This window comes from Terrabacter sp. RAF57 (assembly GCF_052113925.1).
Classification (GTDB): domain Bacteria; phylum Actinomycetota; class Actinomycetes; order Actinomycetales; family Dermatophilaceae; genus Terrabacter.
In genome coordinates, this window is sequence record NZ_JBFRDT010000010.1 from 112,644 (window position 1) to 138,221 (window position 25,578).

Genomic DNA, 25,578 nt, shown 5'->3' on the forward strand with positions numbered 1-25,578 from the left:
GTGTTTCTTCGGTGCTGCGGGTGGACCGTCGACGCTCAGAGAGCGTCGACGCCCCGCTCGCCGGTGCGGACCCGCACGACCTCCTCGACCGGGACGGACCAGATCTTGCCGTCACCGATGCGACCGGTCTGGGCCGCCTTGAGGATGACCTCGAGGACGTCCGCGGAGTCGACGTCGTCGACGAGGACCTCGAGGCGCACCTTCGGCACGAAGTCGACGGTGTACTCGGCGCCGCGGTAGACCTCGCTGTGGCCGCGCTGGCGGCCGTAGCCGCTGGCCTCGCTGATGGTCATGCCGGCCACCCCGAAGGCCTCCAGTGCCTCCTTCACCTCGTCGAGCTGGTGGGGCTTGATGATGGCGGTGATGAGCTTCATGCGGAGGCCTCTTCCTTGGGCGCCTTCTCGGCGGACGGGGCGGGTGCGGTGGCGGTGTGGCCGGCGACGACACCGGTCCGGGATCCACCGAAGGAACCGAAGTCGTACCCGGTCTCGGCGTGCTGGGCGAGGTCGATACCGCTGGTCTCCTCCTCCGGCGTCACGCGGAAGCCGATCGTCTTGTGGAGGGCGAGACCGATGAGGTAGGTGACCACGAAGGAGAACACCAGGACGGCCAGCGCACCCTCGAGCTGGGCGACGAGCTGCGAGCCGCCACCGCCGTACAAGAGTCCCTCGTTGACGTCGAGCCCGGCAGCACCGGTGGGGCTGCCCGTGGTGGCGAGGAAGCCGATGAGCAGGGTGCCGATGAGACCACCGACGAGGTGGACGCCGACGACGTCGAGGCTGTCGTCGAAGCCGAGCTTGAACTTCAGGCCGACCGCCAGCGCACAGCCGACACCGGCGACGAGACCCACGATGAGGGCACCGATGGGCGAGACCGTGGCGCAGGCCGGGGTGATGGCGACGAGGCCGGCGACGACACCGGAGGCCGCGCCGAGCGAGGTCGCGTGACCGTCGCGGAGCTTCTCCGTGAGGAGCCAGCCGAGCATGGCGGTCGCGGTCGCGGCGAGGGTGTTGACCCAGACGCCGGCAGCCTGGACACCGGCGCCGAGCGCCGAGCCGGCGTTGAAGCCGAACCAGCCGAACCAGAGGATGCCCGCGCCGATCATGACGAGCGTCAGGTTGTGGGGACGCATCGGGTCACGCTTGAAACCGATGCGCTTGCCGAGGACGAGCGCGAGGGCGAGGCCCGCCGCACCGGCGTTGATGTGGATGGCCGTGCCGCCGGCGAAGTCGTAGGCACCGGCGCCGCCGAGGAAGAGGCCGTCGGCCTTGTTGGCGATCCAGCCGCCAGTCTCGGCCGCGTAGCCGCTGAAAGCGAACACCCAGTGGGCCGCGGGGAAGTAGACGAGGGTGGCCCAGACGACCGTGAAGATCGTCCACGTGCTGAACTTCGCACGGTCGGCGATGGCACCCGAGACGAGGGCCACGGCGATGATCGCGAAGACGACCTGGAAGGCGACGAAGGCGGTCGCGGGGATGCCGCCGGCCGCTGCCGTGCCCGCCGCGGCGTCAGCCGGGACGTAGCCGTAGATCTGGTCGATGACGCCACTCAGGCCGAAGTGCGTGAAGGGGTTGCCCATGAGGCCACCCCCGATGTCGGGGCCGAACGTCTGGCTGTAGCCCCAGAGGATCCACACCGTGCCGACCGTGCCCATCGTGATGAACGACATCATCATCATGTTGAGGACGCTCTTGGTGCGAACCATGCCGCCGTAGAAGAGGGCGAGACCGGGGGTCATGAACAGGACCAGTGCGGCCGCTGCCAGGACCCACGCGGTGTTCCCGCTGTCGGTGAACGGCGCGTCTGCCGTCACGAAGGTAAGTGCGCTCATGGCGAGAACGATGGACGGGCCGAATTTCGGGTGACCGCGTCGTTTGTTACAGCCGTGTCAACAACCGGTGGGGGTTGTTAGCGGATGGTTTCCCGCACCGTGGGCGTCCAGATCGTGGACTCCCCCGTTCGTCCACCGGACGCCGAGCACGTATGCCGTCCGGCACACGTGCTCGGCGTCGTGGGCCGGGAGCGCGCGTCGTCACATGACGATGGCGTCGACGAAGGCCTCGGGGTCGAAGGGGGCGAGGTCGTCGGGGCCCTCGCCGAGGCCGACGAGCTTGACCGGCACACCGAGCTGGCGCTGGACCGCGACGACGATGCCGCCCTTGGCGGTGCCGTCGAGCTTGGTCAGGACGATGCCCGTGACGTCGACCGCCTCGGAGAAGACCTTGGCCTGCTGGAGACCGTTCTGCCCGGTCGTCGCGTCGAGGACGAGGAGCACCTCGTCGATGGGGCTCTGCTTCTCGATGACGCGCTTGACCTTGCCGAGCTCGTCCATGAGGCCGACCTTGTTGTGGAGGCGGCCGGCGGTGTCGATGATGACGACGTCGACCTCCTCCTCGATACCGGCTTTGACGGCGTCGAAGGCGACGGCCGCAGGGTCGGCGCCGTCCTTGTCGGACCGCACGGTGGCGACCCCGACGCGGGCCCCCCACGTCTCGAGCTGGTCGGCGGCTGCGGCACGGAAGGTGTCGGCCGCACCGAGCAGGACCTCACGGTCCTCGGCGACGAGGACGCGCGCCAGCTTGCCGACCGTCGTCGTCTTGCCGGTGCCGTTGACGCCCACGACGAGGATGACGGCGGGGCGCTCGCCGATGCGGCTGCTCGCGATGCGGCGGTCCATGTCGGGCTGGACGAGGGCGAGCAGGTCGTCGCGGAGCCAGCCCCGCACCGTGGCCTCGTCGGTGGTGCCGTCGATCTTGACGCGGGTGCGCAGCGAGTCGACGAGCTCGGTCGTGGCCTCGACGCCGAGGTCGGAGGAGATGAGGGTGTCCTCGACCTCTTCCCAGGCCTCCTCGTCGAGCTTGCCACGGGAGAGCAGCGCGAGCAGTCCCTGGCCGATGGAGGAGTTGGACCTGGCCAGACGGGCCCGCAGGCGCTGCAGGCGACCCCGTGCGGACTCCGGTCGCTCGAGGGTCGGCTCGGGGGCCGGCGTCGGCGCCGTGGGAGCCTCCGGCTCGAGCGTCGTGGTCGCGGGCGGGCCTGCGGGCGGAGCGACGGTGTCGGTCGAGTCGGCGGGCGGCCGGCGGTCGAGGTCCTCGCCGGGCAGCACCGGACGGGTCGGCGGGGCCTCGCGCTCGACGGTGCGGCCGCGGCCGCGCACGAGGCTGACGCCGTAGGCGACCGCGCCGACGAGGATGGCGACGCCGATGATGACGTATGTCCAGACAGTGTCCACGTCAGCCATCCAACCACGCTGGCGTGGAGGTCCCGGACGCCGCGATCACGACCTCGATCACGGCCCCGGGCACCCCGGGACGCGGCTCGGCCACCGGCAGTGGCCGGTGGCCGAGGAGGGTGGGCAGGCGGTCGGGCGCGACTAGTGCGTGCGGGCGCGCGGACGACCGAGGGTGCCTGCACGGCGACGTGCCGAGCGTGCGACCCCTTCCCCCTTGGCGGTGAGCAGGTCCCGGCCGCCGGGGGGCGCCGGCCCCGCGACGACGCCGACGACCGCCACAGCAAGCACGGTGACGACGAGCATCGAGATGACCAGGTAAACCATGTGACAAGAGTGACGCATGTGACCCCTGTGACGCAAATAGCACAGAGTGACGATTCCGCAACACGACAGCCCTGCCTCTTCCGAGGTTTCGCGCGCTCGTGCGTGGAGCGCGCGATCCGGCCCCCAGGCGCGGGAAGGATCACGCGCCTGGGGCGCGTTTCGCGCGCTCAGGTCACGAGCGCGCGAAACATGGAGGCACGCGGACATGGAAGGGCGGGAGCGCTGCGCCCTTGCCGGCGGGCTGGGGGGCGTATGCCGTCGGGTCAGGCGGTTCGGTCGGCGACGTCGCGCAGTCGCTGCGACACGACGGTCGTCACGCCGTCGCCGCGCATGCTGACGCCGTAGAGGGCGTCGGCGATCTCCATCGTCTTCTTCTGGTGGGTGATGACGATGAGCTGCGAGCTGTCGCGCAGCTCCTCGAAGAGGGTGATGAGGCGGCCGAGGTTGGCGTCGTCGAGGGCGGCCTCGACCTCGTCCATGATGTAGAAGGGCGAGGGCCGGGCCTTGAAGATGGCGACGAGCAGCGCCACGGCCACGAGCGAGCGCTCACCACCGGAGAGCAGCGAGAGCCGCTTGATCTTCTTGCCGGGCGGGCGAGCCTCGACCTCGAGACCCGTCGTCAGCATGTTGGACGGGTCGGTGAGGACGAGACGCCCTTCGCCACCCGGGAAGAGTCGCTGGAAGACGCGCTCGAACTGGACCGCGGTGTCCTCGAAGGCCTCGGCGAAGACGCGCTCGACGCGCTCGTCGACCTCCTTGACGATGTCGAGCAGGTCACGCTTGGAGTTCTTGAGGTCCTCGAGCTGCTCGGTGAGGAACTTGTGCCGCTCCTCGAGCGCCGTGAACTCCTCGAGCGCGAGCGGGTTGATGCGACCCAGGGCGTTCAGCTTGCGCTCGGCCTGGCGCAGCCGCTTCTCCTGCGCCTCGCGGACGAACGGGACCGGATCGGGCTGGGGCGCGTCCGGATCGGTGTCGGGGTCGGGCACGGCCGGGACGAGCTGGTGCGGGCCGTACTCCTCCACGAGGTCGGACGGCGAGATGCCGAGCTCCTCGACGGCCTTCGTCTCGAGCTGCTCGATGCGCAGCCGCTGCTGGGTGCGGGCGACCTCGTCGCGGTGGACCGTGTCGGTGAGCTCGCGCAGCTCGGCCTGCAGGGTCGCGATGTCACGGCGCACGACGGCGAGCTCGGCGTCCCGCTCGGTGCGCTCGGCCTCCCCAGCGGCGCGGGCGCGACCCGCCTGCTCGGCCGACTCGGCGAGCAGCTCGTGCGCCCAGGCCGCGGCCGTGCGGACGGCCCCGGCCACGGCGGCCTCGCGCTGGCGTCGGGCCCGCTTCTCGGCGAGGCGCTGACGGGCCTCCTCCTCGTGGCGGGCGCCGCGCTCGAGCGCGTCGGCGCGGTCCTTGAGGGCGCGCGCACGCTCCTCGCGGGTGCGCAGCGCCAGACGCAGCTCGGTCTCGGCGGCACGGGCCTCGCGGGCCACTGCCTCGAGGCGGTCGCGCTCCTCGGTCGACGGCTCGTCGGCGAAGTCACCCTCACCGCTCGCCGCCTCGAGCCGCTCGAGGAGGGCGGCGTGCTCGGTCTGGTCGGCCTCGAGGGCCGCGGTCGCGTCCGCGATCGCCTTCTCGGTGCGCTCCACCTCGGAGCGCGCGGCCCGCAGGGTCTGACCGAGCGAGCCGAGCTTCTCGGCGATCGCCGCCATCCTGGCGTCGCTCTCGTTGAGGCGCTCGAGCGCGGCCTCGACGGCGTCGGCGAGCTCGGCGCGCGTCGCGTCGGCGCCCGAGACGCGGAAGCGGGCCTCCTCGCCCTCGCGGGTGGCCCGCGCCATCGCGTCCTGGGCGTCGTCGAACGCGGCCTGCAGCTCGAGCAGGCTGGGCGCCGTCGTGCTGCCACCGCGGACCGCACCGGGGGCGTAGACGTCGCCGCCGCGGGTCACGGCCGTGACTCCGGGGTGGCTGCGGACGAGCGTGCGGGCGGCCGCGCCGTCGGGCACGAGGGCGACGCGCTCGAGCACCTGCTCCACGGCCGGGCGCACGGAGTCGGGGCACTCGACGACGTCGCGGACCCAGCGGGCGTCGTCTGTCAGAGCCGGCCATGACGAGGGGTCGACGCGGGTCGCGGACTCCGCGACGAGAAGGCTGGCGCGGCCGTTGTCGCCGTCACGCAGCGCGTCCAGGGCCGCCGCAGCGGCATCGAGCGAACCGACGGCCAAGGCCTCGGCAGCCGTCCCGAGGGCGGCGGCCACGGCGTTCTCGAGCCCGGGCTCGACGGTGACGAGCGACGCGACGGAGCCGAGGATGCGGTGGCCCTCGTCGGCGGCGGCGAGCAGGGCAGCCGCGCCGTCCTTGCGGCTCAGGCTGAGACCGAGGGCCTCGACCCGGGCGGCGGCCGTGGTGCGGGCGCGCTCGGCGGTCGCCTCGGCCTCCTTCCAGCGGGCGAGCTCGGCCTCGGCGGCGTCGAGGCGCGCGGCAGCCTCCTCGTAGGCGGTGTCGAGCCCCTCCTCGCCCTCCTCGTCCTGGGCGACGCTGGACTCGAGACGGGAGAACTCGTGCTCGGCCTCGGCGGCGCGGGCCTGGGCGGCCTCGATGGTGCCGCGCAGGCGTCCGACCTCGGCCTCGCGGGCCTCGATGCGCGAGGCCTTGGCGCCGACCTGGCCGCCGAGCTTGGCCAGGCCCTCGCGACGGTCCGCCGCGGCCCGGGCCTCGCGCTGCAGGCGGGTGGTCTCCTCGGCATGACCGCGCTCGGCCTCGGTGCGGGTCAGGACGGCGTTCTCGAGGGCGGCCTTGGCCTCGGCGATCTCCTCGAGGAGGAACGCCTCCTGCTCGCGGACGTCGGCGGCCTGGGCGCGCAGCTGCTCGGGGTCGCGGCTCTGGCCGGGGGCCTCGGGCTCGTCGTCCTCGCTCAGCAGCCGCACGCGCTCGGCGGCGAGGGACCGGGTCGAGGCCATCCGCTCGACGAGCCGGCCGAGCGAGACGTACTCGTCCTGGGCCCGGGTCAGGGCCGGACGAGCGGCCTCGGCGGCCTCCTCGAGGGTGGAGAGGCGGTGGCCGAGGTCGCCGATGGACGCCTCGACCTCGGAGCGGCGCTCGATGAGGGCGGACTCGTCGGCGACCTCCTGCTCGAGGGTCGACGTCAGCTGGACGAGGTCGTCGGCGACGAGGCGCAGGCGCGCGTCGCGGGCGTCGGTCTGGATGACGGCCGCCCTGCGCGCGGTCTCGGCCTGGCGCCCGAGCGGACCGAGCTGTCGACGGATCTCACCGGTGAGATCCTGGACCCGGGTGAGATTGGCCTCCATCGTGTCGAGCTTGCGGAGCGCGCGCTCCTTGCGCTTGCGGTGCTTGAGGACGCCCGCGGCCTCCTCGATGAACCCGCGGCGCTCCTCGGGGGTCGCGCGCAGCACGGTGTCGAGCTGGCCCTGGCCGACGATGACGTGCATCTCGCGGCCGATGCCGCTGTCGGAGAGCAGCTCCTGCACGTCGAGCAGGCGGCACGGGGTGCCGTTGATGGCGTACTCCGAGCCACCGTTGCGGAACATCGTGCGGGCGATCGTCACCTCGGTGTAGTCGATCGGGAGCGCGCCGTCGGTGTTGTCGATGGTCAGGGCCACCTCGGCGCGACCGAGCGGCGCCCGCCCCGACGTGCCGGCGAAGATGACGTCCTCCATCTTGCCGCCGCGCAGCGACTTGGCGCCCTGCTCTCCCATGACCCAGGCGAGCGCGTCGACGACGTTGCTCTTGCCGGAGCCGTTGGGGCCGACGATGCAGGTGATGCCGGGCTCGAGACGCAGGTGGGTCGCCGAGGCGAAGGACTTGAAGCCCTTCAGGGTGAGGCTCTTGACGTACACGACCCGAGAAATCCTTTGTCCAGCCAGCCAGCGATCCCGGTCAGCGTACTAGTCGTGGGGCCGTGCTCCGGGGAGGTGAGCGCCTGCGCGTGCTGGGACGGACGGCATACCGTGGTCGGGTGGAGGTAGAGGAGCGCGCAACGCACGACGAACACACGGTCACGACCCTCGAGCGGCTGCTCGAGGTCTACCCCACGGCGCCGGCGGCCAACAGCCTCGCCAAGGAGTCGGCGACCATCACGCCGAGCCAGGCGCGGATCATCGAGGCGGCGCCCTTCGTCGTCGTCGCCACCGTCGGTGACGGCGGCCTCGACCAGTCGCCGCGTGGCGACCGTCCCGGCTTCGTCGTCGTGCGCGACGAGCGCACGCTCGTCATCCCCGACCGCCGCGGCAACAACCGCCTCGACACCCTGCGCAACGTCGTCGCCGACCCGCGGGTGGGCCTGATCTTCCTCGTGCCGGGCCTCGGCGAGGAGCTCCGTGTGCGCGGCACCGCGGTCGTCTCGACGGACCCGGACGAGCTGGCCTGCCACGAGGTCAAGGGCGTGCTGCCGGCCTCGGTGCTCGTCGTGACCGTCGAGCGCGTCTACTTCCAGTGCGCGCGGGCGATCAAGCGAAGCCGCCTGTGGGACAGCGCGTCACAGGTGGACCCGAAGACCCTGCCGACGGCGGGGGCGATGACGCGTGAGGCCGGCGGGTTCGCCTCCGACGACGAGGCCGCGGCCTATGACGCGGCCCTCGACGCGCGCCAGGACGCGACCCTCTACTGAGGGCACCGGGGCTGCGCGGCGCCTTCCGGTACGACGCCTACGAGTCGCCGTTCGCGATGCGCTCGTGGTGGTGGATGACCTCGGCGATGATGAAGCCCAGGAACGCCTCGGCGAACACCGGGTCGAGGCCCGCGCTGTCGGCGAGCGCCCGCAGCCGCGCGATCTGGCGCTCCTCGCGCTGCGGGTCTGCCGCGGGTAGGTGCTCCTCGGCCTTGAGCCGGCCGACCTGCTGGGTGCACTTGAAGCGCTCCGCGAGCAGGTGGACGAGCGCGGCGTCGATGTTGTCGATGCTGCTGCGCAGCCGAGCGAGCTCGGCGGGGACCTCGGGCACGTCGCTCACCCGGCCAGCCTAGGCGGGTCAGCGTTCGACGAACCCGGAGATTCCGTCCCTCGGAACGCCCTGCTGCACGACCACGCTCTCGACGTGTCCCGGTCGTCTGGTCGTCGAGGGAGACTCGCGCAGCAGCGCCTCGAGCGCGTCGACGTCCTCACGGCGGCCTTGGGCGACGACCTCGACGCGGCCGTCGGCGGTGTTGCGGGCGTGACCGTCCAGACCGAGCTCGAGCGCCCGGGCTCGGGTCCACCAGCGGAACCCCACGCCCTGCACCTGCCCGCGCACGAACATCGTCACGCGCACGGGCGCGCCGGCCCCCTCGGCATCCTGCTCGTCAGCCACCCCGACACGGTATGCCGCGTGGCGCCGCAACGGGAGCCCCACGCGTACCTATGCTCACAACAGGCACGGCGGTGACTCCACTCACCGCGGCCCACGGAAGGAGCGACGTTGACGACGTCGGCGATTTCACGGGCGGCTGGCACGGGTCAGACCGCCGACACGGCCACGGGGGCCACCCCCCGATCGGGGCGTGCTCCGTCGGGACGCCCCGCTCGGATCGAGGGCCTGGACGGGCTGCGGGCCCTCGCCATCGTCGGGGTCCTCGTCTACCACCTCAACGCCTCGTGGCTGCCGGGCGGCTTCCTCGGCGTCGACGTCTTCTTCGTCGTCTCGGGCTTCCTCATCACGACGCTGCTCGTCCGCGAGCACCACCGCACCGGCCGGATCGCGCTCTCGCAGTTTTGGGTGCGACGCGCGCGCCGGCTCGTGCCCGCCCTGGTCCTCTGCGTCGTGACGAGCGTGCTCATCGCACGGGCCGTCAGCCAGGACCTCCTCGTCGACATCGGCCGGCAGATCGTCGGGGCCCTGACCTTCTCGACGAACTGGGCGGAGATCACGGCTGGCACGAGCTACTTCGGCCAGACCGCGCCGCAGCTGTTCATGAACTTCTGGTCGCTGGCCGTCGAGGAGCAGTTCTACCTGCTCTGGCCGCTCGTGACCCTCGCCCTGCTCGCGGTGTCGAGCCGGGTTCGCGTCGGGGTGGCGGTGGCCGTCGGGGTGGGCTCGTCACTGCTCATGGCCCTGCTCTTCACGCCGGGCACCGACGCCACGCGCGTCTACTACGGCACCGACACCCACGTCGTGGGGCTCATGGCGGGAGCCGCTCTCGCCTTCGCCTGGGCCAGCCCGCAGCTCGCGCTGTGGGTGGCGCCCTCGCGGTGGGGTCGCTTCGGGTCGTATGCCGTCCCGCTGGCCCTCGTGGTCCTGCTCGCCGAGATGGTCCTCCTCGACGAGCAGTCCACCGTGACCTTCCGCGGCGGGATCGTGCTCGCGTCGCTCGCGACGGCGGTCCTCGTCATGGGTGTCATCGAGCGACGCCCCGACCGGGTCACCGGCGTGCAGCGGGTCATGCGGCACCCCGTCGCGGGCTGGGTGGGCGCCCGGTCCTACTCCATCTACCTCTGGCACTGGCCCGTCATCCTGCTCGTGGCGCTCGACAACCCGTCGGCGCCCGGCACCACGTCGCACCTGTTGACGCGGCTGTGGTGCGTGCTCGTGACGTTCGCGCTCGCCGACCTCACGTTCCGCTTCGTCGAGACGCCGTTCCGCACCCTCGGCTTCCGGGGCGTGGCGACGCGGCTGCGCGGGCAGGTCTCGAGCCTGACCCGACGCACCAAGCAGGTCGTCGGCGCGGGCGTCGCCGCCCTGGCCGTCGTGACGGCGGTCATCGTGCTCACCGCCCCCGACCAGAGCGAGACCGCGCGCATGCTCGCCGCCAACGAGGCGGCCGCCGACGCCATGGCGAGCCACTCCCCCGCGACCGCGGCGCCCGGTTCGGCGGCGTCGCATCCCGTCGCGACGACCGGTGCGAGCCCGTCCTCGTCGGGAGCGGCGTCCGCCGCCCAGGCCTCGTTCACGATGCCCTCCGGGCCCGAGATCGACGCGTACGGCGACTCGATCATGGTCGGCAGCCTCCAGGCGCTGCGCTACTACTTCCCGGGCATCCGCATCGACGCGAAGTCCAACCGTCGCTGGTCCGACGGTCTCGCCGAGGTCTCCGCGCGCGGTGACGGCAACCGGCGCGCGATCATCCTCGCCTTCGGCACCAACGCCGGCGTCGACGAGGACCGCGTCAAGCAGGTGCTCGACGTGCTCGGCTCCGGCCGCATGGTCGTGCTGGTCAACATCATGGGACCGTTCGCCCGCGTCGACACCGACAACGCGACGCTCGACCTCATCGCCCGCGGGCGGCCCAACGTCATCGTGGCCGACTGGGCCGACGCCATCCGGGCCCACCCCGAGCAGGTCCAGTCCGACCGCATCCACCCGACGATCAAGGGTGCGCACCTCTTCTCCAAGACGGTGCGACAGGCCATGGCCGACCTGTCGCAGCGCAGCACCGGCAAGGCGGTCGTGCTCAAGGACCTCCCGATCCCGTGAGCGTCGGGCCGGCGCGCGGACCCTCCACGACGGGGGAGCTCCTACCGGGAGCCCGCACCGTGCGGACCATCGCCATCGTCTCGCCGGGGGCCATGGGGGCGGCCCTGGGGCGTGCCTGGGCGGCCGGGGGCACCAGGGTCGTCGCGACCGTGCGAGGACGCAGCGACCGCACGGCCGCCCTGGCCACCGGCCTGGAGCTGCTGCCCGACCTCGAGGAGGTCGTCGCGGCCGTCGACCTCGTCGTCAGCATCTGCCCTCCCGCAGCTGCCGACGCAGTGCTCCGATCCGTCATCGACGCGGCCAGGGTGACCGGTTCGACACCGCTGCTCCTCGACGCCAACGCCGTGTCGCCCGACCGGGTCTCCGGCCTCGCGGACCGGGCGGCCGCCGAGGGCCTCGACCTCGTCGACGGGTCCGTCAGCGGCGGTCCGCCGGAGCCGGACGGCGACACGATGCTCTACCTCGCCGGCGCCCGCGCGGCCGAGGTGGCTCGGGTCCCGGCCGTCGGGCTGCGACGGAGCATCGTCGGCGACCGCGTCGGCCAGGCCTCGGCCGTGAAGATGTGCACGGCGTCCGTCTACAAGGGCACGACGGCCGTCTGGGCGCAGGCCCTCCAGACGGCCGAGGCGCTCGGGGTGCTCGCGCCGGTCCTCGACGACCTCGCCGAGGAGCTCCCCGCCCAGGTCGAGGGCGCCGCCCGACGGGTCGCCGTGGCTGCGGCCAAGAGCGGGCGCTTCGTCGACGAGATGGAGAGCATCGCGGCCACCCAGCGCTCGGCCGGCGTCTCGCCCGAGCTCTTCGAGGGGATGGCCGCGGTCTATCGCCGGCTGTCAGCCACGCCGCTGGCGGCCCTCAGCCCCGAGGAGGCACGCGGCCTCACCGACCTGCGCGAGGTCCTGTCCCGACTCACCTGACGCCTCGCGCCCCGGCTGGTCGTGCGTGAGATCGCGCAGCTCGGGTGGCTGATGCACCACCACCGCGCGATCTCGCGCCCGATCTCGCGCCCGATCTCGCGCCCGATCTCGCGCCACGCCGCTCGGCTCGGCTCGGCCCAGCTCGGTCAGGCCGGCTCGACGGGGTCGCCGACCCGTAGCAGGGCACCGTCGGCAAGGGGCAGCTCCGGCGTGAGTCGGATGCCGAACCACGTGGCACCGTCCCACTTCCGGTGTCGGGCGAGGGTGCGGATCGGCTCCTTGCCGGTGCGCAGGTCGCCGCGGTCGACCGTCGTCATGACGCAGCGGTCGCACACCATCGTCGCGCGGAACGGCACGTCCCCGACGCGGACCGTCGTCCAGGCGTCCTCGGCGAACGGGTCGCTCCCGGAGACGACGACGTTGGGCCGGAAACGGTCGTGCCCCAAGGGATCTCGCGGCCCCTCGCCACGCTCGGCCGCTGTCTCGAGCAGCCAGTCGTTGAGCCGCGCGAGGGACGACTCCGACGTGACGTGGAGGGGTGCGGCGTCGGAGAGCGAGTTCCGGTCGCCGTCGGCGCCACCCATGTCCGGACGGATGGGCCGGTGCGCCTCGTCGTCCTGCCACACGAGCCGGAGCGGGCGTCCGACCCGGGCGGTCAGCCACGCATCGGCGTCGGCGCCGGCGGGGAGCGCGTGGTCCTGCCCGGAGAACGCGACGGGAACCGGCGCGGCTCCCCGGGGCGGGCCGAGCTCGAGCGCGTCCGCGCCGGGTGCGACGAGGCGCACTCCCCCGCCGTCGAGCGGCTCGGCCCTCAGGCCGAGGAGCGCGTGCTCCTCGCGCGCCGTGACCTTGGTGCCCTCCGGATCGACGACCGCCCAGCGCCGGTCGCCGTGCAGCCCGCGGGTCTCGACGACCGCCTCGTCGACCGGGACCCCGGCGAGCGACTTGACGGGGTAGACCGTCAGCGCCGTGACGTGCAGGCCGTCAGGCCCCGCCGCGGTCACTCCGCGAGCCACGCGGCATACGCGTCGAACGTGTAGGGACGGCCGAGGAAGTCCTCGACGAGGTCGGCCGCGTCGCGTCGCCCGCCCTGCGCGAGAACCTTGTCCCGGTAGGCGCCGGCGACCTCGGGGTCGAAGAGGTCGCCCTTGTCGAAGGCCGAGAACATGTCCTTGGCGATGACGAGCGACCACATGTACGTGTAGTACGCCGAGCTGTAGCCGTCGAGGTGACCGAAGTGGCACTGCATGTGCGTGCCGTCGAGGTACGGGAACACCGAGTAGCGCTCCATGAGCTCGCGCAGGCGGGCCGTGAGGTCGTCGGTCTCGTTGACGTGGAAGTCGTAGGAGAGCGCGGCGTAGAACATCTGCGTCCGGGCGTCGTAGCCCTTGCCGAAGTCGTCGGCCCGGCGCATCGCCTCGACGAGGTCGGCGGGGATGGTCTCGCCGTCGGCGTTTCGGGCGAAGGTGGCCAGCACGTCGGCGTCCCAAGCCCATTCCTCGAGCATCTGGCTCGGGGCCTCGACGAAGTCCCACTCGGTCGCGACGCCCGAGAAGCGCACCCACTCGGTGCGGCCGGCGAGCACGTGGTGCACGAGGTGGCCGAACTCGTGGAAGAGGGTGACGACCTCGTCGTGCTCCATGAGGCCGCGGTTGAAGTTGCAGACGAGCACGCCCTCGGCGAGCTGTGTGCCGTCGACACCGCGCGCGAGGTCGAACTGGGCCGCGTGCTTGTACTTCCCGTCGCGCGGGTGCAGGTCGAGGTGGATGCGGCCGATGCGCGCGCCGTGGAAGGAGACGTCGTAGGTCGCGACCTCCTCGTGCCACGTGCGGGCGTCCTCGCGCGGCACCGGCGACCACTCGAGCCCGAAGAGCCGGCCTGTCACGTCGAGCAGCCCCTGGCGCACCGACTCGAACGGGAAGTACGTGCGCACGCGCTGCGCGTCGACGACGAGGTCCTCCTTGCGGACGAGCTCGGCGTAGTAGGAGACGTCGGCCCCGTCGATGTCGGTGGCGTCGGGACGGTCCTGGCGCAGCCGCTCGAGCAGCACCGCCTTGTCGCGCTCGGCGCTCGTGGCCGACAGCTCGGTGATGCGGTCGACGAACTCGCCGATGGCGTCGCCACTGCCGATCATCTTGACCTCGGCGTCGTAGTCGGCCCAGGAGGCGTAGCCGAGGAGAGAGGCGTGCTCCCGGCGGACCGAGAAGATCTCCTGCAGGACGCGGTCGTTGGCCGGCCACGCGATGGTGAGGAACTCGGTGACGAGGTCCCGGCGGGCCTGCGCGTCGTGCGCGAAGGTCCGGAAGGGCACGACATCGGGGTAGTCGGTCGTCACGGTGACGAGGCCGTCGTCGCCGACCGGGTGCGCCTCGACCCAGTCCTGCGGCAGCCCCGCGAGCCGGTCGGGCGTCACCCGGATGCTGCGGACGTCCTCGCGGATGTTCTTGCTGAACTCCTGGCTGAGCAGGATCGCCCGCTCGCTCAGCGCACGGAGGCGGTCGCGGGTCTCCTCGTCGCGGTCGACACCCGAGCGACGGAAGTCACGCAGCGTCCGCTCGAGCACCCGCGTCGCGTCGGCGTCGAGGCCGCTCGCGTCGAGCCCCGCGAGGACGGCATACAGCTCGGTGTCGAGACCGAGGTCCGTGTCGAGCTTCTGCACCTGCTGGGCCACGGACTCGGCGCGCTCGCGCACGGTCGCATCCGGGTGCACCTCCGAGAAGAGCGACCCGACGGACGCGGCGTTCGACAGCGCCGTCTGTGCGTCGTTCCAGACCCGGAGCACCTCGAGCGGCTGCTTCGGCGGGTCGCTGCGCAGTCCCTCGACGAGGGACCGCGCCAGCGCGAGCTGCTGCTCGCCGCGGGCGCCGACCCAGTCGAGCCAGTCGCTGTCGAGGGGCAGGGGCAGGTGCGTGGGCTCCGTGGTCACAGACGGCACTGTATGCCGCCACCTGCCCCTCGCGTCGACCACTATTCCCAGAGCTGCAGCGAGCGGGTCATGATGCCGGCCAGGTCGTCGGGTCCGACCTCGCGGGGGCTCGTCGCGAGCAGCCGCTGCTGCTTGAGCGAACCCTCCACCAAGGCGTCGACGTCCCGCTCGTCGTACCCGACGGCCCGGAGGCCGTTCGGCATGTCGATGTCGCGCATGAGGTCGACGAGGACGCCGGGAAGCACGTCACGGGGCTCGGACTCCCAGCGGCTGCCGTGCGCCGGGTCGAGGAGCCGGGCCGCGGCGAGGTGCCGTTCGGGGTCGGACCCGAAGGTCCACCGGAACGCCTCGGGCGCCGTCAGCGCGACCGCCATGCCGTGCGGCACCATCGGCTCGTCGCTCGGGTAGCCGTCCGGGTGGAAGTCGCGCACCCGGCCGGCGATGGGGTACGCGTTGGCGTGCGGCACGTGGACGCCCGCGTTGCCGAGCCCGAGGCCGGCGAACGTCGCCGCGAGCGCCATCTCGCCGCGGGCGGCCTCGTCGGAGCCGTCGCGAACCGCCGTCCGGAACGCCTTGGCCAGCAAGGACATCGACCGCTCCGACCACATGTCGGCGATCGGGTTGCTGCCGCAGTAGGGCACGCGCTCGCCGGGCTGCTTGCGCTCGTAGCTCGTGAACGGCCGGGCCGTCCAGCTCTCGAGGGCGTGGCAGAGGATGTCCATGCCGGCGCTTGCCGTCACCCCCGCGGGCTGGGTGGCCGTGAGTCGAGGATCGACGACGGCGAGGCTCGGCCGGAGCCGCACGTGGGAGATGCCCGTCTTGACCTTGAGCGAGAGCACGTCGAGGACGCAGATCGTCGTGCTCTCGGCTCCGGTCCCGGTCGTGGTGGGCACCGCGACGAGGGGCGCGAGCGGGCGGGTCGGTGCGCGACCGGCACCGACCGGCGCGTTGACGTAGTCCATGAGCTCCCCACCGTCGCTGAGGAGCAGGTCCACCGCCTTCGCGGTGTCGATGGCCGAGCCACCCCCGACGGCGACGTAGCCGTCGAACGGTCCGTCCGCTCGGGCCCGTTCGACCGCGACGAGGAGGCTCGCATCGGTCGGCTCGACGTGCGCCGAGTCGTGGACGACGACCTCGACCCCGAACCCGCGGATGCCGTCGGCGACGCGGTCGGGCCAGCCGGTCGCGAGCACGCCGGCATCGGTGACGACGAGCACCCGCGACACACCGAGCACCAGGAGGTCGTGCCCGATCTCGTCGGCCGCGCCGGCGCCGAACTTCAGCTGCGGGGCGCCGTAGGTGAAGACGGACTCGGGGTTCGCGGGAGACCACGTCATGGGCCCACCCTAGGGTGGACGCATGGCCACCGCCGCGACCGTCAGCACCCTCGTCGTCGGCGCCGGGCAGGCCGGCATCTCGCTCGTCACGGCTCTGCGCGAGCTCGGTGACACAGGGCCCGTCGTGCTCGTCGGCGCCGAGCCCGAGCCGCCCTACGAGCGCCCACCCCTGTCGAAGAGCTACCTGCGCGGCGAGCACGACCGCGGCTCCCTCGTCTTCCACGACGCCGCCTGGTTCGCCGACCTCGAGGTCGAGCTCGTCACCGGTGACCCCGTCGTGACGATCGGCCGGGACGCCTCCGGAGGGAGCGCCACGACGGCCTCGGGCCGGACCCTCACCTTCGAACGCCTCGCCCTGACGACGGGCGCGGTCAACCGCGGCCTGGGGGTCGAGGGCGCCGACCTCGACGGGGTCCACTCGGTGCGCACCCTCGCCGACGCCGACCGGCTGGCGCCTCGGCTCCGCGCCGCACGAGAGGTCGTCGTCGTCGGCGGTGGTTTCATCGGGCTCGAGATCGCCGCCGGCGCTCGGGCGCTCGGCAGCGACGTGAGCGTCGTCGAGGCGACCGACCGGCTCCTCGGGCGGGCCGTCACGCCGGTGCTGTCCGACGCCGTGCTCCAGGCCCACGAGCGCCGCGGCACCCGGATCCTGCTGCGATCCCATGCCGTCCGCCTGACCGGCGAGCACGGTCGCGTCACGAGCGTCCAGCTCGATGACGGCACCGAGCTGCCCGCCGACCTCGTGGTCGTCGGGATCGGAGCCGCACCCAGCACCGCCCTCGCCGCGCAGCTCGGCCTGCTCGTGGAACCTCGGGGCATCGTCGTCGACGAGTACGCACTCACCTCGGACGGGGTCACCGTGGCGGCCGGCGACTGCGCCGTCGGACCCAACCCGTTCGACCGCGGCGAGCCGGGCACGATGCGGCTGGAGAGCGTGCCGCACGCGACCGACCAGGCGCGGGCGGCAGCGGCGACCCTCGTCGGCCACCCGACGGCATACGACCGCGTGCCGTGGTTCTGGAGCGACCAGGGCGACCTGCGGCTCCAGATGGCGGGGCTCCCGCACGGCGCGGACCGGACCGTCGTGCGGGGCGACGTCGCAGCCGAACGTTTCTCGCTGCTCAGCTACCGCGACGGGCTGCTCATCGCCGTCGAGTCGGTCGGCGTCCCGACCGACTACCTCGCCGTGAAACGAGCGCTCGAGAAGGGTATGACGATCGAAGCCGACAGCGCGGCGGACACCTCCGTCCCGCTCAAACGGCTCATCACGAGGGCACGCGGCACTCGCACATCCTGACTCGCCCGTCTTCAGTGGCTGCGCTAGCGTCGGTCGTCGCTCAACGAAGGGACTGAACGCATGCACGCACTGGCGGGTCTGCCCACGGCGGACGCCCTCATCAGCGCCAAACCGGTCGACTACGTCATCATCGCCCTCTACTTCGTCTTCGTCCTCGGCATCGGGGTCATGGCGAGGCGCGCGGTGTCCGACTCCATCGACTTCTTCCTCTCCGGCCGGTCGCTGCCGGCCTGGGTCACCGGCCTCGCCTTCATCTCGGCGAACCTCGGTGCCGTCGAGATCATGGGCATGTCGGCCAACGGTGCCGAGCTCGGCATCTCGACCGTGCACTACTTCTGGGTCGGCGCCATCCCCGCCATGCTCTTCCTCGGCGTCGTGATGATGCCCTTCTACTACGGCTCCAAGGTGCGCTCGGTCCCCGAGTTCATGTTCCGCCGCTTCGGCACCGGTGCCCACCTCGTCAACTCGATCAGCTTCGCCGTCGCGCAGCTGCTCATCGCCGGCGTCAACCTCTACCTGCTCGGCTCGATCGTGCACGCGCTGCTCGGCTGGCCGCTCTGGGTGGCGCTGCTCGTCGCCGCCGCGATCGTCCTGTCGTACATCACGCTCGGTGGCCTGTCGGCCGCGATCTACAACGAGGTGCTCCAGTTCTTCGTCATCGTGGCCGCCCTGCTGCCGCTGACCCTGATCGGCCTGCACCGCGTCGGCGGCTACCAGGGCCTCAAGGACAAGGTCACCGAGTTCGCCACGTCGGCTCCGGCGTCGGCGAGCGTCCCGTCGGCCGAGCAGCAGCTCCACTCGTGGCCGGGCCAGGCGCTCTCGGGCTTCGACTCGCCGTTCTGGTCGGTCGTCGGCATCGTCTTCGGCCTGGGCTTCGTCCTGTCCTTCGGCTACTGGACGACGAACTTCGTCGAGGTGCAGCGGGCCATGGCCTCCAACTCGATGTCAGCGGCTCGCAAGACACCCATCATCGGGTCGTTCGCCAAGATGTTCGTGCCCTTCATCGTCATCATCCCCGGCATGGTCGCCGCCGTGCTCGTCAAGGAGATCGGTGAGCTCAAGGCGGGCGGCACCCCACCGGGCGGGGCATCGGGCGAGGGCGTGAAGTACAACGACTCACTGCTCCTGCTCATGCGCGACATCCTGCCCAACGGGCTGCTCGGCGTCGCGATAGCGGGACTGCTCGCCGCGTTCATGGCCGGCATGGCCGCCAACATCTCGGCGTTCAACACCGTCTTCAGCTACGACCTGTGGCAGCGCTACATCCGCAAGGACCACAGCGACGACTACTACCTGCGCATCGGCCGTCTGGCCACGGTGGGAGCGACGGTCATCGCGATCTTCACGGCCACCATCGCCAGCTCCTTCAGCAACGTCATGGACTATCTCCAGTCGCTGTTCGGGTTCTTCAACGCACCACTGTTCGCGACCTTCATCCTCGGCATGTTCTGGAAGCGCATGACGGCAACCGCCGGGTGGGTCGGCCTGACGGCCGGCACGCTCTCGGCCGTGCTCGTCGCGTTCCTCAGCGAGGACGGCTTCGGGTCGGCGAGCCTCGGGGTCATCCCACTCAGCGGCCAGGGCGCCGCCTTCGTCGCGGCGTCCGCGGCGTTCGTCGTCGACATCGTGCTCAGCGTCGGCGTGTCGCTCGTGACCGAGCCCAAGCCGTCGTCCGAGCTGCGCGGTCTCGTCTACTCCGAGACGCCGAGAGAGGAGCTCGTCGACCCCCAGGAGCGCACGATGCCGTGGTTCCGCCGCACCCTTCCTCTGGCCGGCATCTCCCTCGGCCTCGTCATCATCCTCAACTTCTTGTTCTGACAGGAGCCTCGACATGAGTGACCAACACCGGCTCGACGCACCTGACCCGGACGGGACGCGGGGCGAGAAGCACACCGCGGGCGCCTTCGACATCCGCAACTTCATCGGCGCCCTGCTGGGCCTCTACGGCCTGATCCTCCTCGTCATGGGGATCTTCGGTGACCAGGCGCTGCAGAAGACCGGTGGCGTCAACGCCAACCTGTGGGCCGGCATCGTCCTGCTCCTCATGAGCGCGTTCTTCTTCGTCTGGGCGCGGATCAAGCCGATCGTCGTGCCCGAGCACGTCGAGCCCGTCGACGACGACCCGGTGCGTCCCGCGCCGAAGCGTCGCCCGACGGGGAGCTGACCGAACGGCACGGTCCGCCGACGGACCGACCTGACGAGAACGCCGCGGCCCGTCCCACCGTCCCCGACGGTCAGGACGGGCTTCGGCGTCTCGGGCGAGGCTGGCAGACGGGGCACGAGAAGGACGAGCGGTTCATGAACTGCTCGCGCCGCATGATCGTGCCGCAGCGGTCGCAGGGCGTGCCAGCGCGGCCGTACGCATGGAGCGACCGGTCGAAGTAGCCGCTCGCCCCGTTGACGTTGACGTAGAGCGAGTCGAAGCTCGTGCCGCCCTGGCCGAGCGCCTCCGCCATGACCTCGCGCGCTTGGTTGAGGACGGCGGAGAGCGTCGGCTTCGTCAGCGACGAGCACAGCCGCTCGCCGTGCACCTTGGCGCGCCAGAGCGCCTCGTCGGCGTAGATGTTGCCGATGCCGGACACGAGCGACTGGTCGAGCAGGGCCCGCTTGACCGCACTGTCGCGCTGCTTCATCCGCCGCACGACGGCCGCCTGGTCGTAGACCGGCTCGAAGGGGTCGGGAGCGATGTGGGCGACGGACTCGGGGATGCCGTCGGGACGCAGCGGCGACAGGGCGAGGCCGCCGAAGGTGCGTTGGTCGACGAAGCGCAGCTGCGGCCCGCCGTCGGCGAAGTCGAAGCGGGCGTGGCAGTGCTTCTCGAGCGGAGCGTCAGCGGGCTCGACGAGCATCTGCCCGCTCATCCCGAGGTGCACGATGAGCGCGTCCTCGCCGTCGAGGGCGAGCCAGAGGTACTTGCCGCGACGCGAGGCCGCGGTGACGGTCACGTCGTGCAGTCGCGCCGCGAGGTCCTCCGGCCCGGCGTCGTGACGACGCGCGACGCGGACGCCCGTGATCCGGGCACGCGTGACGTGGCGACCGACGACGTGGTCGGCGAGGCCGCGGCGGACGACCTCGACCTCGGGCAGCTCCGGCACGCGCGGCTCAGGCCTGTGTCTGGCCCGCGGCCGCCGATGCCACGGAGGCGCTGCGACGACCGTCGAGCGCGTGCCAGGCCTCCTTGGCGGCCTTCTGCTCGGCCTCCTTCTTCGAGCGGCCGCGACCCTCGCCGAGGACCTCCTCGCCGACGACGACGCGGGCGTGGAACTCCTTCTCGTGGTCGGGCCCCTGCTCGCTGACGCGGTACTCGGGCGAGCCGAGGGCCGAGCCGGCCGCCATCTCCTGCAGGCTCGTCTTCCAGTCGAGACCGGCGCCGAGCGTGGCGGCCTCCTCGATCAGGGGATCGAAGTGGTGGTGCACGAAGCGCGCGGCGAAGTCGATGTCGGTCGACAGGAACACGGTGCCGATGAGGGCCTCGAGCGTGTCGGCCAGGATCGAGGCCTTGTCGCGGCCACCGGTGGCCTCCTCACCCTTGCCGAGCATGACGTACTGCCCGAGGTCGAAGACCCGGGCGACGTCCGCAAGCGCCCGCATGTTGACGACGGCGGCGCGCAGCTTGGCGAGCTGCCCCTCCGCGAGGTCGGGGTGCTCACGATAGAGCGACTCGGTGACGACGAGGCCCAGGACGGAGTCTCCGAGGAACTCGAGGCGCTCGTTGTTGGGCAGGCCACCGTTCTCGTAGGCGTACGACCGGTGCGTCAGGGCACGCAGCAGCAGCGGCTCGTCGATGTCCTGGCCGACCACCTCACGGAGGTGGGCGATCAGAGCATCGACGGGCCGCTGCGGCACCGCCGGAACACCCCCAGCACCAAGGCTGCTCACGGGGCTGCTCACGGGGTGATCAGGCCTGGTGCTCGGTGCGCTCGGCAGCGGCGTAGTGACGGCCCTTGTACGTGCCACACGAGGGGCACGCGATGTGCGGCTGGGTCGCCGCACCGCACTGGGGGCACGTGGTGAGCGTCGTCGGCGTTGCCTTCCAGTTCGCGCGACGCGAACGGGTGTTGGAGCGCGACATCTTCCGCTTCGGGACAGCCACGTCAGTTCCTCTTCTCTTGCGGGTCGTTCCCCAGCAGTCCGCTGAGGGACGACCACCTCGGGTCGATCACTTCATGATGATGGTCCGGGTCCTCCGCGAGGTGCATCCCACACTCGGAACACAACCCCGGGCAGTCAGGCCGACACACCGGTTGGAACGGCAGCGTCGGCACGACAGCGTCCCGGAGCACGGGCTCGAGGTCGATGAGGTCACCGACCAGCTCGTGCACCTCGTCCTCGTCCGAGTCGGCTCCCACCTCGTGGTGGTGCGCCGCCCGGTCGGCGTAGGCGAACAGCTCCTGGAAGGTCCCCTCGACATCGAGCTCGAGAGGATCCAGGCACCGCACGCAGGCGCCGGTCGCCGTGCCACTGGCCGAACCCGTGACGAGGACACCTTCGACGACGGACTCGAGGCGCACCTCGACCTGGACCGGCTGACCGGTCTGGATCGAGATGACGTCGGTTCCGAGGTCGTCGGGCAACGTCACCGTGCGCGAGATCTCGTGCATCGTTCCCGGTCGCCGAACAAGCTCTCTGGTGTCGAGCACCAGAGGAGAACGGGGATCGGGACGGTCCATGACTCCTGCGCACAGTTGAGGATTCGGCCCGCGCCAAGACGGACGTGGACCGACCTCCAAGGCTACTAGAGGCGCGCCGTGCGCCCAAATCAGCCCGAACGCTCCCCCAGCCGCTCGGTCAGCGCCGCCAGGACCGGGTCCGGCACGAGGCCGCTGACGTCGCCGCCGTAGCGCGCGACCTCCTTGATGAGCGAGCTCGAGACGTGCTGGAGCGTGGGGTCGGCAGCGATGAAGAGCGTCTCGACGCCGGTGAGGTGGTGGTTCATGTGCGCCATCGGCAGCTCGTAGGCGAAGTCGGTGCCGCCGCGTAGCCCCTTGACCATCGTCGCCGCTCCGACCTCGCGACACACGTCGACGACCAGGGTGCCGGCCCAGGCGCCGATCCGGACGTTGGGCAGGTGGCCGACGGACTGCTCGATGAGGGCGGTGCGCTCTTCGATGTCGAACGTGCCGTGCTTGCTCGGGTTGTGCAGGATCGCGACGACGACCTCGTCGAACAACCTGCTGGCCCGGGTCACCACGTCGACGTGACCGTTGGTGATCGGGTCGTAGGAGCCGGGGCAGACACAGCGGCGCGCTTCGCTCGTCACGCGGCCCAACCTACCGTCCGGGTCCCGGGCGGCGCGTGAGCCTCGCGCCACGGGTCACGCGACGACGTCGCTCGGCGGCGGCTCGGCGAACCACATCGCGGTCTCGCCGTAGCGCTTCTCGCCGGAGAGCTCGAGCCCCTCGGGCCACGTCGGTTGCGGTGAGCGGCTCGAGCGCTCGACGACGACGAACGCGTCACGCGCGAGCCACTGGTGCCCGACGAGCGCGGCGAGCACGGCCGCCAGGGCGTCCTCGGACACGTCGTAGGGCGGGTCGACGAGCACGAGGTCCATCTGCACGCCGGCGGGTGGGCCGGCGGCCAGGGCTCGCTCGACGGTGTCGGCGACGACGCGGACGGCCGGGTGCCCGATGACGTCGGCGTTGGCGCGGATGACCTTCGCGGCAGCCTGGCGCGACTCGACGAGCAGGACCTGCGCGGCGCCGCGGCTCGCGGCCTCGAGGCCGAGCGCACCGGACCCGGCGTAGAGGTCGAGCACGCACGCGCCCTCGAGCAGCCCGCGGTGCTCCAGCCGGCTGAAGAGCGCCTCGCGGACCCGGTCGGACGTGGGTCGGGTCGAGGACCCGGGCGGCGTCCGGAGGCGACGACCGCCTGCCGTGCCGCTGATGATCCGTGTCATGTCAGCCCCGCTCGAGCCATACGGCCTGCTCCTCGTCGAGCCGCATCGCGACCGCGGCGGCGAGCGCCGGGTGCTCGCGCAGGCCGGGGTCGGCGTCGACGAGCGCGAAGGCGTCCTCGCGGGCGTCGGCGATGATCTGTTCGTCCTCGAGCCTGCCGAGTCGCAGGTGACGCACGGAGTTGCCCCGGCCGCTCTGGCGCGCCCCGAGCACGTCGCCCTCCCGGCGCAGGAGCAGGTCGGCGCGGGCCAGCTCGAAGCCGTCGGTCGTCGCGGCGACCTGGTCGAGGCGCTCGGCGGCCCGCTCCCCCGCGCCCTGGGTCATGAGCAGGCAGAGCCCGGGCACCGCACCACGGCCGACACGACCCCGCAGCTGGTGCAGCTGGGAGATGCCGAACCGGTCGGCGTCGACGACGACCATCACCGAGGCGTTCGGCACGTCGACGCCGACCTCGATGACCGTCGTGGCGACGAGGACGTCGATCTCGCCGTCCCCGAAGGCACGCATCGTGGCATCCTTGGCGTCGGGGTCGAGCCGGCCGTGGAGCACCCCGATGCGCGTGCCGTCGAGCGCCGGGTTGGCGCGCAGCGTGCTGAGCATCGCGTAGACGCCGGTCAGCTCCCGCTCGGGGGCGTCGCCCTCGACCTCGCCCTCGTCGCCCTCCCAGTGGGTCTCCCAGCCGGCGTCCTCGTCGGAGGTGTCGCGGGAGGTGGCGCCGCTGCCCGGGGCGAGAGCGGCCTCGTCGTCGACGTCACCGATGCGCGGGCAGACGACGTAGGCCTGGTGCCCCTTGGCGACCTCCTCGGCGACGCGCAGCCACGTGCGGTCGACCCAGCCGGGCCGGTCTGCGTCGACGACGTGCGTCGTGATGGGTGAGCGACCGCGCGGCAGCTCACGCAGCGTCGAGGTCTCCATGTCGCCGAAGACCGTCATCGCGACGGTGCGCGGGATCGGGGTGGCCGTCATGACGAGCACGTGAGGTGGCCGGATGCCCTTCTCGCGCAAGGCGTCCCGCTGCTCGACGCCGAAGCGGTGCTGCTCGTCGACGACGACGAGGGCGAGGTCCGCGAACTGGACATGCTTCTGGATGAGCGCGTGGGTGCCGACGACGATGCCGGCCTCGCCGGAGGCCGCGTCGAGCAGGGAGCGACGGCGGGTCGCGGCGTTCTGGCTCCCGGTGAGCAGCGCCACGGTGGTCCCGAACTCCGAGCCGCCGAGCATGCCGCCCTGCGCGAGGTCGCCGAGCATCGCGATGATCGAGCGGTGGTGCTGAGCCGCCAGGACCTCGGTGGGGGCGAGCAGGGCCGCCTGGCCGCCCGCGTCGATGGCGGCGAGCATGGCACGCAGCGCGACCACCGTCTTGCCCGAGCCGACCTCGCCCTGGAGGAGCCGGTGCATCGGCCGGTCGGACGCGAGCTCGGTCGTGAGCACCTCGCCGATCTCGCGCTGCCCCGCCGTGAGCTCGAAGGGCAGCCGGGCGTCGAAGGCAGCCAGCAGGCCGCCGGGACGCGGAGGCCGCGGCGTCGCGAGCTCGGACTCGGCAGCCTTGCGGCGCTGGGCGAGGATCGTCTGGAGGACGAACGCCTCGTCGTACTTGAGCCGGTCGAGCCCGCGGGACGGCTGGTCGTCGAGCGTGGGTCGGTGGACGAGCTCCAGCGCGACGGCGCGGTCGACGAGACCCCGCGTGGCGCGTACGCCGTCGGGAACCGGCTCGCGGACGCGGTCGACGGAGTCGAGCGCCTGGTGGACGAGCCGGCGCAGCTTGAGGGAGTTGAGCTTGCCCGTCGTCGAGTAGACCGGCACGCGGTGGGTGCGGTACCACTCGACGGTCGCCTCACCCTGCTCGTCGTCGTCGAAGAGCTCGTACTCCGGGTGGGTGAGCTGGAGCCGCCGGCCGTAGGCGCCGATCTGCCCGACGAAGAGCCCGCGCACGCCGGGCAGCAGCTTCTTCTCGTGGCCAAAGGCGCTGAAGAAGGTCACGTCGAGCTCGTTGCCGTGGTCGTCGCCGATGACGACGGTGAGCATCTTGCCTCGACGGTTGCGCATGGCCCGCGAGGTCGCCGTGCGGACCTCCGCCACGACGAGGACCTCCTCGCCGACGTGGAGCGAGGACAGGTCGGTGAGCTGGCCGGGGCGCACGTAGCGCCGGGGCACGAACTCGAACAGGTCGCCGACACTCTGCAGGCCCTTGGTGCGGGCCAGCTGGGCGGCGTCAGGCTTGGTGAGCAGCTTGGTGAGCGGCGAGTCCTCGGTGAGCACCGGCACC

The 25,578-nt window shown here is 71.9% G+C and carries 23 protein-coding genes; 6 read left to right on the top strand and 17 right to left on the bottom strand.

Translation table 11 applies throughout. From position 1 onward, the window contains the following. Positions 1-35 precede the first annotated feature (35 nt). From AB4Y83_RS13165 to smc, 5 genes are all read right to left on the bottom strand, one after another. Complete coding sequence (locus AB4Y83_RS13165; protein WP_020142775.1) at positions 36-374, bottom strand: P-II family nitrogen regulator; 339 nt, start codon at positions 372-374, stop codon at positions 36-38. Next, a complete protein-coding gene (locus AB4Y83_RS13170) occupies positions 371-1,831 on the bottom strand; it encodes an ammonium transporter (RefSeq protein WP_442297146.1) in 1,461 nt (486 codons plus the stop codon). Before AB4Y83_RS13170 ends, AB4Y83_RS13165 begins: the two co-directional genes overlap by 4 nt. Positions 1,832-2,032: 201 nt before the next feature. After that, on the bottom strand, positions 2,033-3,241 hold the full coding sequence (gene ftsY, locus AB4Y83_RS13175; RefSeq protein ID WP_442274850.1) for a signal recognition particle-docking protein FtsY: 1,209 nt from the start codon (positions 3,239-3,241) through the stop codon (positions 2,033-2,035). Positions 3,242-3,373: 132 nt separating this feature from the next. Further along, a complete protein-coding gene (locus AB4Y83_RS13180; protein ID WP_442297147.1) occupies positions 3,374-3,556 on the bottom strand; it encodes a hypothetical protein in 183 nt (60 codons plus the stop codon). 263 nt (positions 3,557-3,819) lie between these two features. Further along, positions 3,820-7,398 (bottom strand): chromosome segregation protein SMC, encoded by a 3,579-nt coding sequence (gene smc, locus AB4Y83_RS13185; RefSeq protein ID WP_442297148.1) that lies wholly within the window; start codon positions 7,396-7,398, stop codon positions 3,820-3,822. Between the two features lie 119 nt (positions 7,399-7,517). Between smc and AB4Y83_RS13190 the strand changes: the two genes are divergently transcribed. Further along, complete coding sequence (locus AB4Y83_RS13190; RefSeq protein WP_442274852.1) at positions 7,518-8,168, top strand: MSMEG_1061 family FMN-dependent PPOX-type flavoprotein; 651 nt, start codon at positions 7,518-7,520, stop codon at positions 8,166-8,168. Positions 8,169-8,205: 37 nt separating this feature from the next. On the opposite strand, the gene AB4Y83_RS13195 is transcribed toward AB4Y83_RS13190, so the two are convergent. Both AB4Y83_RS13195 and AB4Y83_RS13200 read right to left on the bottom strand, forming a co-directional pair. Beyond that, positions 8,206-8,508, bottom strand: coding sequence for a chorismate mutase (locus AB4Y83_RS13195; protein WP_056770093.1), 303 nt, complete (start codon positions 8,506-8,508; stop codon positions 8,206-8,208). A gap of 18 nt (positions 8,509-8,526) precedes the next feature. After that, positions 8,527-8,844, bottom strand: a complete 318-nt coding sequence (locus AB4Y83_RS13200; protein ID WP_256792479.1) for an acylphosphatase — start codon at positions 8,842-8,844, stop codon at positions 8,527-8,529. 108 nt (positions 8,845-8,952) lie between these two features. Here AB4Y83_RS13200 and AB4Y83_RS13205 point away from each other — a divergent pair, with 108 nt between their 5' ends. Further along, positions 8,953-10,944, top strand: coding sequence for an acyltransferase family protein (locus AB4Y83_RS13205; RefSeq protein ID WP_442274853.1), 1,992 nt, complete (start codon positions 8,953-8,955; stop codon positions 10,942-10,944). Then, entirely contained in the window at positions 10,941-11,858 is a 918-nt protein-coding gene (locus tag AB4Y83_RS13210; RefSeq protein ID WP_442274854.1) for a DUF1932 domain-containing protein, read from the top strand. The genes AB4Y83_RS13205 and AB4Y83_RS13210 overlap by 4 nt, the downstream gene beginning before the upstream one ends. Positions 11,859-12,004: 146 nt before the next feature. On the opposite strand, the gene AB4Y83_RS13215 is transcribed toward AB4Y83_RS13210, so the two are convergent. The 3 genes from AB4Y83_RS13215 to AB4Y83_RS13225 are packed head-to-tail and all read right to left on the bottom strand — an operon-like array spanning position 12,005 to position 16,121. Further along, complete coding sequence (locus AB4Y83_RS13215; RefSeq protein ID WP_442297149.1) at positions 12,005-12,862, bottom strand: MOSC domain-containing protein; 858 nt, start codon at positions 12,860-12,862, stop codon at positions 12,005-12,007. Continuing rightward, positions 12,859-14,784: a M3 family metallopeptidase gene (locus AB4Y83_RS13220; protein ID WP_442297150.1), complete on the bottom strand. Its 1,926-nt coding sequence runs from the start codon at positions 14,782-14,784 to the stop codon at positions 12,859-12,861. Before AB4Y83_RS13220 ends, AB4Y83_RS13215 begins: the two co-directional genes overlap by 4 nt. Positions 14,785-14,825: 41 nt before the next feature. After that, entirely contained in the window at positions 14,826-16,121 is a 1,296-nt protein-coding gene (locus AB4Y83_RS13225; protein WP_442297151.1) for a hydroxyacid-oxoacid transhydrogenase, read from the bottom strand. Positions 16,122-16,143: 22 nt separating this feature from the next. Here AB4Y83_RS13225 and AB4Y83_RS13230 point away from each other — a divergent pair, with 22 nt between their 5' ends. Genes AB4Y83_RS13230 through AB4Y83_RS13240 form a run of 3 tightly spaced genes read left to right on the top strand, consistent with a single transcriptional unit; the run spans position 16,144 to position 19,582 of the window. Next, complete coding sequence (locus AB4Y83_RS13230) at positions 16,144-17,418, top strand: NAD(P)/FAD-dependent oxidoreductase (RefSeq protein ID WP_442297152.1); 1,275 nt, start codon at positions 16,144-16,146, stop codon at positions 17,416-17,418. Positions 17,419-17,478: 60 nt separating this feature from the next. After that, positions 17,479-19,236: a sodium:solute symporter family protein gene (locus AB4Y83_RS13235; RefSeq protein ID WP_442297153.1), complete on the top strand. Its 1,758-nt coding sequence runs from the start codon at positions 17,479-17,481 to the stop codon at positions 19,234-19,236. A gap of 13 nt (positions 19,237-19,249) precedes the next feature. Continuing rightward, entirely contained in the window at positions 19,250-19,582 is a 333-nt protein-coding gene (locus tag AB4Y83_RS13240) for a hypothetical protein (RefSeq protein WP_020142790.1), read from the top strand. Positions 19,583-19,652: 70 nt separating this feature from the next. On the opposite strand, the gene mutM is transcribed toward AB4Y83_RS13240, so the two are convergent. The 7 genes from mutM to AB4Y83_RS13275 form a co-directional block, all read right to left on the bottom strand. Next, positions 19,653-20,513: a bifunctional DNA-formamidopyrimidine glycosylase/DNA-(apurinic or apyrimidinic site) lyase gene (mutM, locus tag AB4Y83_RS13245; protein WP_442297154.1), complete on the bottom strand. Its 861-nt coding sequence runs from the start codon at positions 20,511-20,513 to the stop codon at positions 19,653-19,655. A gap of 7 nt (positions 20,514-20,520) precedes the next feature. Then, complete coding sequence (gene rnc / locus AB4Y83_RS13250; protein WP_442274861.1) at positions 20,521-21,264, bottom strand: ribonuclease III; 744 nt, start codon at positions 21,262-21,264, stop codon at positions 20,521-20,523. A gap of 52 nt (positions 21,265-21,316) precedes the next feature. Beyond that, positions 21,317-21,511, bottom strand: coding sequence for a 50S ribosomal protein L32 (gene rpmF, locus AB4Y83_RS13255; RefSeq protein ID WP_020142793.1), 195 nt, complete (start codon positions 21,509-21,511; stop codon positions 21,317-21,319). Position 21,512: 1 nt separating this feature from the next. Beyond that, a complete protein-coding gene (locus AB4Y83_RS13260) occupies positions 21,513-22,088 on the bottom strand; it encodes a YceD family protein (protein ID WP_056770124.1) in 576 nt (191 codons plus the stop codon). 89 nt (positions 22,089-22,177) lie between these two features. Beyond that, a complete protein-coding gene (gene coaD, locus AB4Y83_RS13265; protein ID WP_442274862.1) occupies positions 22,178-22,678 on the bottom strand; it encodes a pantetheine-phosphate adenylyltransferase in 501 nt (166 codons plus the stop codon). A 54-nt stretch (positions 22,679-22,732) separates the two neighbouring features. Further along, positions 22,733-23,314 (bottom strand): 16S rRNA (guanine(966)-N(2))-methyltransferase RsmD, encoded by a 582-nt coding sequence (rsmD, locus tag AB4Y83_RS13270; protein ID WP_442274863.1) that lies wholly within the window; start codon positions 23,312-23,314, stop codon positions 22,733-22,735. Between the two features lies 1 nt (position 23,315). Further along, positions 23,316-25,577, bottom strand: coding sequence for an ATP-dependent DNA helicase RecG (locus AB4Y83_RS13275; RefSeq protein ID WP_442297155.1), 2,262 nt, complete (start codon positions 25,575-25,577; stop codon positions 23,316-23,318). Position 25,578 lies beyond the last annotated feature (1 nt).

What these genes read in the sequence shown, in the direction of transcription:
- AB4Y83_RS13165 (WP_020142775.1), bottom strand. Translation starts at nt 374, where the DNA reads ATGAAGCTCATCACCGCCATCATCAAGCCCCACCAGCTCGACGAGGTG.
- AB4Y83_RS13170 (WP_442297146.1), bottom strand. Translation starts at nt 1,831, where the DNA reads ATGAGCGCACTTACCTTCGTGACGGCAGACGCGCCGTTCACCGACAGC.
- ftsY (WP_442274850.1), bottom strand. Translation starts at nt 3,241, where the DNA reads ATGGCTGACGTGGACACTGTCTGGACATACGTCATCATCGGCGTCGCC.
- AB4Y83_RS13180 (WP_442297147.1), bottom strand. Translation starts at nt 3,556, where the DNA reads ATGGTTTACCTGGTCATCTCGATGCTCGTCGTCACCGTGCTTGCTGTG.
- AB4Y83_RS13225 (WP_442297151.1), bottom strand. Translation starts at nt 16,121, where the DNA reads ATGACGTGGTCTCCCGCGAACCCCGAGTCCGTCTTCACCTACGGCGCC.
- AB4Y83_RS13230 (WP_442297152.1), top strand. Translation starts at nt 16,144, where the DNA reads ATGGCCACCGCCGCGACCGTCAGCACCCTCGTCGTCGGCGCCGGGCAG.
- AB4Y83_RS13235 (WP_442297153.1), top strand. Translation starts at nt 17,479, where the DNA reads ATGCACGCACTGGCGGGTCTGCCCACGGCGGACGCCCTCATCAGCGCC.
- AB4Y83_RS13240 (WP_020142790.1), top strand. Translation starts at nt 19,250, where the DNA reads ATGAGTGACCAACACCGGCTCGACGCACCTGACCCGGACGGGACGCGG.
- AB4Y83_RS13260 (WP_056770124.1), bottom strand. Translation starts at nt 22,088, where the DNA reads ATGGACCGTCCCGATCCCCGTTCTCCTCTGGTGCTCGACACCAGAGAG.
- rsmD (WP_442274863.1), bottom strand. Translation starts at nt 23,314, where the DNA reads ATGACACGGATCATCAGCGGCACGGCAGGCGGTCGTCGCCTCCGGACG.